The organism is Fructilactobacillus sanfranciscensis DSM 20451 (assembly GCF_001436035.1).
Taxonomy (GTDB): domain Bacteria; phylum Bacillota; class Bacilli; order Lactobacillales; family Lactobacillaceae; genus Fructilactobacillus; species Fructilactobacillus sanfranciscensis.
Window position 1 is genome coordinate 1 of the sequence record NZ_AYYM01000049.1, and the last position, 1,480, is coordinate 1,480.

Genomic DNA, 1,480 nt, shown 5'->3' on the forward strand with positions numbered 1-1,480 from the left:
GATTTACCGTTGACGGACAGTTAGATAGCTCACTGTTAGCTAAAATCGCTTAGAACGCAAATAAGAGCCTTTAAAATCAACGTTCAAAAATAAAAAAGTTCGAAGGAGCTAGCGACTGAACTTATTTATTTTTGAATGTTCCAAACTGACGCAAGTCAGTTTTGTTTGAGCAAAGCGAAATCTGATGCAGGTTTTAATGGTTTTAGCACAACGTCATCAAAGATGACGTGTAAGTGCGCATTATCATGATAATGCGCACTTACACTCCAAATAAATTGGAGTTGTGCTAAAACCAAAAAACTTGTACTAGAAGTCGACTAGTCGACAACAAAAAAGGACGGATCTAGTTATCCGTCCTTTCATCACATCATTCAGTTTCTTCTAGTATTTCGCCAGTTTCTTTATCAATTTTAGGCTTACGATTATATCTATATCCCATTTGATAATTAGCGTCAAAATACAATCGAAAACCACCAGCATTAGAAGTTATCACATCATTCACATCACGCATGTTTTGAACACCATGTTCAGCACCATGAATTTCGATAAAATCAAGTAAATGTATCACATTAACTAAGTGTTCTTTTCGAATGATATTTAACAACAAATTTTTCAGTTCACGCTTTTGGTTTTCATCAAGTTTTACGTAACGGTCAATATCAAAATTATTAATATAAATTATATCTTGCTTATCGTACTTATGTTTCTTTTCTTTAATCGCAGATTTTGATTCATGAGTTAAATATTTAAACGTATTTTCAATACTATCAATTATTTCAATATGTGAAACTGACTTATCCCCTAAAACACGCTTCACTTTATTTCTTATGCTCTCCGTTGTTACAGGGTTTTTAGCTATATAAAGCACATGATAATGTGGTTTCTTATACATCTGTCCTTCAACATTGCTCTTGTCTTTATCATGCAAAGGACTAACTGCCATTGGTACATCTAATTTTGACAAACATTCTTCCCAATTTTCCGGAATACTGTCTGGATAAATAATAAAGCCAAAATTACGAGATTTTATATATTTTCTTGCCATGGTATAATCACCTTATTCAAAAAATAATTTAAGCGAAAACTCTTGTCTCTCCAAAAACAAGTTTTCGCTTATTTTTTTTGCTCTAATTCCTTTCTTAAATATTCTTCCAAAGCTAAAGCTAAAATTGCAGATTTAGAAAAGCCTTTTTCTTTTGAAATATTTTCCAAATTTAAATATTGTTCTTCAGTCAAACTAATCTGCAATCTTTTTTTGGTAGTCATATAAACATCTCCTTAAATTATTTGTTATCACAATTGTACCACTTAAGAGTGTTTATATACACATAATATACAACATTTCAAAAATGTTGGTAAAAACGGCGGTAATTTGTTGGCACTTAATTGACGCCTGTACCCATTGGGAGAGTAAGAGTGAGGCTCAGTCTAATTTAAAAGTTGGCACTCGGCACCTAAGGGGGGGTCGTAGTACGGTCGC

The 1,480-nt window shown here is 32.7% G+C and carries 2 protein-coding genes; both read right to left on the reverse strand.

All coding sequences use genetic code 11. The annotated features are described in order from the left end of the window. Positions 1-367: 367 nt before the first annotated feature. The gene (locus FD36_RS06305) at positions 368-1,045 is read right to left on the reverse strand and encodes a replication protein (RefSeq protein ID WP_010625636.1); all 678 of its coding nucleotides are present in this window, start codon (positions 1,043-1,045) and stop codon (positions 368-370) included. A 68-nt stretch (positions 1,046-1,113) separates the two neighbouring features. After that, on the reverse strand, positions 1,114-1,266 hold the full coding sequence (locus FD36_RS06310; RefSeq protein WP_010625635.1) for a plasmid copy-number control protein: 153 nt from the start codon (positions 1,264-1,266) through the stop codon (positions 1,114-1,116). Positions 1,267-1,480 lie beyond the last annotated feature (214 nt).

Bases quoted from the DNA above. Each gene is read 5' to 3' on its own strand.
- FD36_RS06305 (WP_010625636.1), bottom strand. From the start codon at position 1,045: ATGGCAAGAAAATATATAAAATCTCGTAATTTTGGCTTTATTATTTAT.
- FD36_RS06310 (WP_010625635.1), bottom strand. From the start codon at position 1,266: ATGACTACCAAAAAAAGATTGCAGATTAGTTTGACTGAAGAACAATAT.